This window comes from Desulfobacterales bacterium (assembly GCA_030066985.1).
Classification (GTDB): Bacteria; Desulfobacterota; Desulfobacteria; order Desulfobacterales; family JAHEIW01; genus JAHEIW01.
The window spans coordinates 1-6,256 of sequence record JASJAN010000077.1 but is presented as its reverse complement, the minus strand read 5'-3'; the positions used below and the strand labels follow the sequence as shown (position 1 = coordinate 6,256).

Genomic DNA, 6,256 nt, shown 5'->3' with positions numbered 1-6,256 from the left:
TCGGCCCTTGACTACGCCAAAATCCGCATCATTTTTATCCTGATAAATTTTGTCAGCGGAAACCAGGATAAAAACACGTTTTCAGTTAAGCATTTTGCTCATCGCAAAACAATCAGGCAAGGAGGCATGTAATGCCGCGGAAGAAAGTAACCATCTCTGAGAAATTAGAAACGCTTTCGATTCTAAACGAAAAAGGGCAACTGGATAGGGATCTAGAACCCGATATTCCCGATGATGTCCTTTTACAGCTCCATCGCACCATGCTGTTGGCTCGCAAATTTGATGAGCGCCTGTTGAATCTGCAACGGCAGGGGCGCATCGGGACCTTTGCGCCGATCACGGGTCAGGAAGCCGCCCAATTGGGCACCATTGCTCATTTGCGGCCCACCGACTGGATGTTGCCAGCTTTTCGTGAAACAGCGGCTGAAATATGGCGCGGACGATCTCTTGAAAGCGTTATCCTCTATAACAATGGTTTTAACGAGGGAGTGGCGATCCCGGATGACCGCAATGATTTTCCCATCTCCGTTCCTGTAGGCTCTCAGATGATTCACGCGGTTGGGCTGGGCTGGGCTGCCAAATATCGGCAAACAGACGCAGTCGCCATGACCTACTTTGGCGATGGTGCCACCTCACAGGGTGATTTTCATGAAGCGCTCAATTTTGCAGCTGTTTACCAGTCACCGGTAATCTTTGTGTGTCAAAACAATCAGTGGGCGATCTCCATACCGGTGTCTCAGCAGACGCGATCGCAAACTTTGGCGCAAAAGGCTCTGGCATACGGAATGCCAGGCATTCAGGTGGATGGCAATGATATCTTGGCTGTCTATGCCGCCGCACAAGAGGCTGTCCAGCGGGCACGCAGCGGTGAAGGGCCCACGCTAATCGAGTGCGTCACCTATCGCTTGATGATGCACACCACTGCAGACGATCCCAAACGCTATCGGACCGATGAAGAAGTTGAACAATGGAGCCAACGCGATCCTTTGCCGCGCTTTGAAAAATATCTGCTGGACAAAGGGTTGCTTTCAGAAGAGAAGCGCAGCGCGGTTGAATCCGAAGTTTTAGAGGAGATTCAGGCCGCTATTGATAGTGCCGAAAAGCAAATGGAAACCATGGGGGATCCCATTGACATGTTCGATAATTTTTATGCCGAGATGCCGCCGACTCTGAAGGCCCAAAAAGAGGAGTTAACACGGGCGATAGCGACAACCGCCAAGGAGGGCAAAGATGGCTAAAATGACCATGGTTCAGGCCCTCAATCTGGCCCTGCAGCAGGAAATGAAAAAGGATGATCGCGTCATTCTCTTAGGGGAAGACGTCGGCGTTGACGGTGGCGTATTCAGGGTAACCGACGGTTTGATCACTGAATTTGGCGACCAGCGCGTGCTGGATACGCCGCTGGCTGAATCCGGCATTGTCGGTATGGCTATTGGTATGGCAGCCTATGGACTCAGACCGGTTTGTGAGATTCAGTTTTCCGGTTTCAGCTATCATAATTTTCACCAGATCGAAAATCATGCCGCCCGGCTGCGCTGGCGTTCGCGCGGTCGCTTTACCGTTCCACTGGTGCTCAGAACACCCTATGGTGGTGGTGTTAGAGCGCTTGAACACCATTCCGAAAGCCGGGAGGCTTATTGGGCCCACACACCGGGGCTTAAAATGGTCATTCCCTCCGGTCCGCGGAATGCACGCGCCCTGCTGGTCAGTGCCATACGGGACCCGGATCCGGTGATATTTTACGAATCCAAAGCGCTGTACCGGGCATTCAGAGAAGAGGTGCCCGACGCTGAAGAAACCCTGCCGATCGGTGAACCGCAGCTTGTCTCAGAGGGTCAGAATTTAACATTGATTTCCTATGGTGCCATGATGCGGCCCACCCTGGAAGCCGCCCGGCACCTGCAGGAAAAAGATGGTGTTGCCGCAGATGTCATCGATTTGCTGACCGTTTCACCCTTTTCAGAAGAACTTCTGGTCCAATCAGTTAAAAAAACCGGCCGGGCGGTCATCGTTCACGAAGCGCCCCGCAGCTTTGGGCCCGCTGCCGAAATCATCTCCCGTTTGATGGAAAAAGCGTTTTACTATTTGGAAGCACCCATCGAACGAGTTACAGGATATGATATCGTTATTCCTTTGTTTAACCGAGAGCAGGCCTATTTGCCCGATACCGAGCGCATATTGAGGGCTGCCAGAAAGGTGATGGCAGCTCAATAAGGTTTCAGGTGTCAGGTTTCGGGTGTCAGTCTTTGGCCCCAAGGGCCTAATTTTGGCCTTCGAACCTGTGGACAACAAGCATTTCGAGAGACATTTCAGGTTTCGATTGACATTAAGTGACCTGACACATGAACACTGAAACCTGACACCATATCACGCCGCTCTGCGGCGAAGGAGGAACATGTCCAGAGCATTTAAATTACCGGATTTAGGCGAGGGTGTGCATGAGGGTGAGGTGCTTGCCGTGCATGTCTCGGTGGGCCAAGAGGTCAAAGAGGGCGATATTATCCTGGAGGTCGAGACCGATAAAGCCGCAGTGGAAATTCCGTCGCCGTTTACCGGTACCGTGGTCGAGGTAATGGTTAAACCCGGCGATACGGTAAATGTTGGGGATGTGATGATGACTTTCAGCAATGGCGACGAAGCTGAGGCGGTTGAGGCGACCACATCCAAAGAGGCAGCAACAGAAACGGTTGACACGGCTGAAGTTATCCCCATGCCCGAAGCCGGCGAAAGAAAAGGGCCGGTGCCGGCATCACCGGCGACCCGCCGCCTGGCGAGAGAACTGAGTGTTGATCTCCAACAGGTCACTCCCACCGGGCCCGGGGGTGTGATCACCGCTGATGATGTCCGCGCTTTTGCCGAAAAGGGACCGGATGCGGCCGGCCCGCCGGTTGTCACTGAAGTGACACCGGCGGATGATACGGCTGATTTGATCATTCCATCTCCGACCCTGCCCGATTTTACCCGCTGGGGCCCGGTCGATAGGAAACCTTTCCGCTCCATCCGCCGCGCGACAGCCAAGCAGATGGTGATTGCCTGGTCTCAAATACCCCATGTGACCAGCCAGGATGAGGTGGATATCACCAAGCTGGAGGCCTTCCGTCAGAAACACAAGGCTGATATTGCGGCTGAAGGCGGCCGCCTGACGATGACGGTCTTTGCCATCAAAGCGGTTGCCACCGCGCTTAAAATGTATCCGCAGTTTAATGCAACTCTGGATGTGGCTGCCGGTGAGATTGTTTACAAAAATTATTTTCATATCGGCGTTGCCGTCAATACGGAAAACGGTTTGATTGTGCCCGTGATTCGCGATGTTGACCGCAAAAGCATCAAAGAGCTTGCCATCGAATTGCACGATCTGGTCGAGCGCACCCGCTCCCGCAAAGTTGCGCTCGAGGAGCTTCAGGGTGGGACATTTACGATCACCAATGCCGGTGCCATGGGGGGCGGCTATTTTGCGCCGATTATTAATCATCCAGAGGTGGCTATTATGGGCATGGGCCAGGGTCGCCTGCAGCCGGCGGTGATTGATAAAGGAGATGGTGAGCACGAAATCGTGCCGCGTTTGATTATGCCGATTGTGCTGTGTATCGATCACCGCGTGCTGGATGGCGCCGATGCTATTCAGTTTCTCAAAACGGTGATTGAAGCGCTGGAAGATCCGGATGAGCTTCTCATCTCCATGATCTAATTTCCGGCCCAAAATGGTCTTTTTTCGCAATCTCTTTGTCAATCATCGGGATTGTATTGTGCGGCGTACGCTTAAGTACGCCTCCGCCCAATCCCGATGATTTCCGCGACCTTGCAAAAAAATCCTCATTTTGGCCTCGGAAATAGGTTTTATAAATCATCATTGTTCTTATGGGCTGTTTCTTTCTTAAATGCTATTTTCATCATCCTTCTCGTTTTGTAATAAAAAGCACATTTCTAAACGCAAACTGTATAACATTTATTTCCAAATTTTGTTGTATGAAAATCTACAATGACTATCTCGATTGTAGGGTGCCAGATCGATCTTAAAACGTGTATCACACAGCCATAAATGGGACTATGTTATAAACTAGACTGTTTGCTAGTAAAACACTAGTCTGCTAAATCTATAATAATTTCGGTTAACAAAGTGTAGCCAGGTGGTGATATCATATTTGCAGAATTTAATTTTTACCTTATTTTATAAATAGGTTAAGAAAGAGCCTATCTGAATTGTAGAGAATATTATCGATATAGGATCTCTAATGATAGGTTGAGTTGAAAACTTAACATATTGTTCGAGGGCTCCCGCAACAATGTGCGGGATTTCACGCCTATTTTTATGAAAATTAAGGTGTTCAAAAGGCGCAATTCAATCCGAAAGCGGAGCGTTCACGATAGCACGTGAGCATTTTGGATTGGATTGCAACACAGCCATCGGACAAAATATGAAGTTTTTCTTGGAGAATGAAATGGTAATGGGTGAGTTGTCACAGGAAACCGAATTGCTGGTCATTGGCAGCGGTCCGGGCGGCTATGCGGCCGCTTTTCGTGCCGCCGACCTGGGTATGGATGTGACCATGGTGGATGCCGCCCAGCGGCCCGGTGGGGTGTGCCTGTTTAAAGGCTGCATTCCTTCCAAAACGTTTCTTTATCTTTCCGAATTGATCTATGACGCCCAGCGCGCCGAAAGCATGGGAATTACCTTCGGTAAGCCCCAAATCGATCTGAAGGCGCTGCGTGAATGGAAGGCCAGTGTTATCGATACGATGGCCAACGGTCTGGTCAGCTTGAGCAACCGGCGCGGTGTTCAATTGCTGCAGGGGCGGGCCCAATTTGAAAGCTCCAATACAGCAAGATTGCACGATTGCGAGGTCAGCCATATTAAATTTAAACACGCCATTATTGCCACCGGTTCGCGGCCGATTCCGTTTCCGGGCACCGAATTCAAACCTGGCGGACGCATCATGAGCTCCACCGGTGCCCTGGCACTGGCGGATGTGCCTCAGAACCTGCTGATCATCGGCGGCGGATATGTCGGCCTGGAGCTTGGCACGGTGTACGCAGCGCTGGGCAGCCGGGTGAAACTGGTTGAACTTGAAGACCGCCTGCTTCCGGGTGTTGATACAGATCTGGTTGAGCCCCTGCATCGCCGGCTTACCACTATTTTTGAGTCCATTCATCTGAAAACCAAAGTGGCTTCCATGCAGGAAACAGATGCCGGGGTGGCGGTCGCTCTGGAAGGGGATGTCGAGACGCCCGAGCAGACGTTTGATCGGGTACTGGTGGCCATCGGCCGCAAGGCTGCTTCCGACGATATCGGTCTGGAAAACACCCAGGTGGAACTGGATAACCGGGGATTTATCAAAGTCGATGAGCAGCTGCGCACCACAGATGAGCGCATCTTTGCCGTCGGGGATGTGGCCGGCGGTTTAATGCTGGCGCACAAGGCCACCCGTGAAGGCAAGGTGGCGGCCGAGGTAATCGCCGGGCAACCTTCTGCCTTTGACGTGCGGGCCATCCCGGCGGTGGTCTACACCGACCCGCAGATTGCCTGGTGCGGTCTGACCGAAGAACAGGCCCGCGCCGAGAACATACCCGTTAAAGTCCAGCGCTTTCCCTGGAAATTTTCCGGTCGCGCCACCACCATGGGTGCACCCGAAGGACTGACCAAAATTATGGTTGATCCGGACAGCGGCCGGATCGTCGGTGTGGGGATATGCGGCCGTGATACGGAAGGGCTAATTTCAGAGGGGGTTTTGGCTATTGAAATGGGCGCCCTGGCTGAAGATATGGCCTTGAGTATTCACCCGCATCCAACCCTATCGGAAACCGAGGGCGAAGCCGCCGAGATGTATCTGGGCAGCGCAACACACATTCTGTCAAAAAAAATCCAGTCCTAGTATTTTTCACATACAGATCATTTTCCCCTTGACTTGGATGGGGTGGAGGCATATAATTAGCTTATTAGCATATACTAATATAGAACTATGGATAAAGTCGAAAAGCTGGTTGATATATTCAAAGCACTGTCTGATCCGACGCGGCTACGATTGGTGAAGTTGCTAAACGATTGCCCGCCAGGGGTTTGCAAAGGTGGGCCGCTATGCGTCAATGCGCTGGCAAACCAGCTCGGAGTGACCCAATCGGCTGTATCACAGCATTTGCGCATCCTGAGGCAGGCGGGTCTGGTTAGTGGTGATCGCCGTGGGTCCTTTATGCACTATTCGCTCGATCCGGATGGACTCAAAAAATACCGCGAAGCGCTGCGAGAAACGCTGGGCGATGA

General features: G+C 51.9%; 5 protein-coding genes. All 5 read left to right on the top strand.

All coding sequences use genetic code 11. The features are described from left to right. The first annotated feature begins 131 nt into the window (after positions 1-131). Positions 132-1,238 (top strand): pyruvate dehydrogenase (acetyl-transferring) E1 component subunit alpha, encoded by a 1,107-nt coding sequence (gene pdhA / locus QNJ26_22565; GenBank protein MDJ0988337.1) that lies wholly within the window; start codon positions 132-134, stop codon positions 1,236-1,238. Next, positions 1,231-2,214 carry an alpha-ketoacid dehydrogenase subunit beta gene (locus QNJ26_22560; protein MDJ0988336.1) on the top strand — a complete coding sequence of 328 codons (984 nt, stop codon included), beginning with the start codon at positions 1,231-1,233 and terminating at the stop codon, positions 2,212-2,214. Before pdhA ends, QNJ26_22560 begins: the two co-directional genes overlap by 8 nt. Before the next feature lie 181 nt (positions 2,215-2,395). Then, complete coding sequence (locus tag QNJ26_22555) at positions 2,396-3,688, top strand: dihydrolipoamide acetyltransferase family protein (GenBank protein MDJ0988335.1); 1,293 nt, start codon at positions 2,396-2,398, stop codon at positions 3,686-3,688. 757 nt (positions 3,689-4,445) lie between these two features. Continuing rightward, positions 4,446-5,870 (top strand): dihydrolipoyl dehydrogenase, encoded by a 1,425-nt coding sequence (lpdA, locus tag QNJ26_22550; protein MDJ0988334.1) that lies wholly within the window; start codon positions 4,446-4,448, stop codon positions 5,868-5,870. 87 nt (positions 5,871-5,957) lie between these two features. Beyond that, on the top strand, positions 5,958-6,256 hold a 299-nt coding region (locus QNJ26_22545), incomplete at its 3' end, for a metalloregulator ArsR/SmtB family transcription factor (protein MDJ0988333.1).

Bases quoted from the DNA above. Each gene is read 5' to 3' on its own strand.
- pdhA (MDJ0988337.1), top strand. From the start codon at position 132: ATGCCGCGGAAGAAAGTAACCATCTCTGAGAAATTAGAAACGCTTTCG.
- QNJ26_22560 (MDJ0988336.1), top strand. From the start codon at position 1,231: ATGGCTAAAATGACCATGGTTCAGGCCCTCAATCTGGCCCTGCAGCAG.
- QNJ26_22555 (MDJ0988335.1), top strand. From the start codon at position 2,396: ATGTCCAGAGCATTTAAATTACCGGATTTAGGCGAGGGTGTGCATGAG.
- lpdA (MDJ0988334.1), top strand. From the start codon at position 4,446: ATGGGTGAGTTGTCACAGGAAACCGAATTGCTGGTCATTGGCAGCGGT.